The organism is Pseudonocardia lacus, assembly GCF_018531445.1.
In the GTDB taxonomy this organism is placed as follows: Bacteria; Actinomycetota; Actinomycetes; order Mycobacteriales; family Pseudonocardiaceae; genus Pseudonocardia; species Pseudonocardia lacus.
Map to the genome: position 1 here is coordinate 1 of NZ_JAHDTH010000451.1, position 1,444 is coordinate 1,444.

General features: G+C 70.3%; 1 protein-coding gene. It reads left to right on the forward strand.

Translation table 11 applies throughout. The features are described 5' to 3' along the window. Window positions 1–147 precede the first annotated feature (147 nt). A complete protein-coding gene (locus KIK08_RS39010) occupies window positions 148–1,437 on the forward strand; it encodes an IS701 family transposase (RefSeq protein ID WP_214408329.1) in 1,290 nt (429 codons plus the stop codon). The last annotated feature ends 7 nt before the right edge of the window (window positions 1,438–1,444 follow it).

Genomic DNA, 1,444 nt, shown 5'->3' on the forward strand with positions numbered 1-1,444 from the left:
CTAGTACTACAGCCGGACTTCGTGATCTTGCTCCGTGGGGGGTGCCCGGAACGTGGCGCGGCCACCGCATGATCATCTCGGGTTGTGTGGACTCAAGACGAAGCGGTGGCCGCAACCCACAGCCTAGAACCCGGCCCCTGGCCGGCGATGCGGACCCAGTTCCTCGGTCGAGTCGCTGGACGGTTCGCCCGGGTGGAGACCCGTCGGCGCTTCGCCCGGTTCCTCGACGGGATGCTCGCCGAGTTGCCGGTCAAGAACTGCTGGACCATCGCCGAACACGCCGGTGACCCCAGCCCGGATGGCATGCAGCACCTGCTGGGCCGGGCCCGCTGGGACACCGACGGGCTCGCCGAGGACCTGCGCGGGTTCGTGGTCGAGCATCTCGGCGAACCGGACGCGGTGCTGATCATCGACGAGTCCGGGGACGCCAAGAAGGGCGACCGGACCGTCGGGGTCCAGCGCCAGTACTCGGGCACGACCGGGCGGGTGGAGAACGTGCAGGTCGCGGTCTACCTCGCCTACGCCTCCCGGGCCGGGCACGCGATCATCGACCGCGAGCTCTACCTGCCCCGCAGCTGGGCCGACGACCCCGACCGCCGTGAAGCGGCCGGGGTGCCCGACAGCGTCGAGTTCGCCACCAAGCCCGCCCTGGCCGCCAAGATGATCGACCAGGCCGTCGGGGGCGAGACGCCCGCGCGGTGGGTCACCGGCGATGAGGTCTACGGCGCCGATCCCGACCTGCGCGCCTGCCTGGAGGAACACCAGCTCGGCTATGTCCTGGGTGTGGGCTGCAACCGTCGTGTCCTGGTCCACGGCGGCGACGGCGGGGTCCGGATGCGGGTCGACCAGATCGCCGCCGGGCTGCCCGAACACTGCTGGACCCGCTACTCAGCAGGCGTCGGCGCGAAAGGCCCACGCGTCTACCAGTGGGCCTTCGTCGTCCTGCACCCCCACGACGGACCCGGACACCGCTGGCTGCTGATCCGGCGCCACCCCGAACACGGCGAGCTGGCCTACTACCGCTGCTACTCACCTCACCCGGTGCCGCTGACCGAACTGGTCCGCGTCGGCGGGGTCCGCTGGCGCATCGAGGAGTCCTTCCAGGCCACCAAAACCCTCACCGGCCTGGACGAACACCAGGTCCGCCGCTGGAGCAGTTGGCGGCGCTGGACCCTGATCGCGATCCTCGCCCACGCCCTACTCGCCGCCACCGCCGCCGCAACCCGAACCCACCACCACGACCCACCACCGGAGTCGGTCGGGCTGATCCCGTTGTCCTGCAACGAGATCGCCCGCCTGATCAACCGGCTAACCGTCCCGGCCCGCTCGCTGACCAGCGTCCTGCGCTGGAGCCTCTGGCGCCGCCGCCACCAGTTCCGCGCCCGCCGATGCCACTACCAGCGCCGACAAGAACAAGATCACGATCTACGGCTGTAGTACTAGG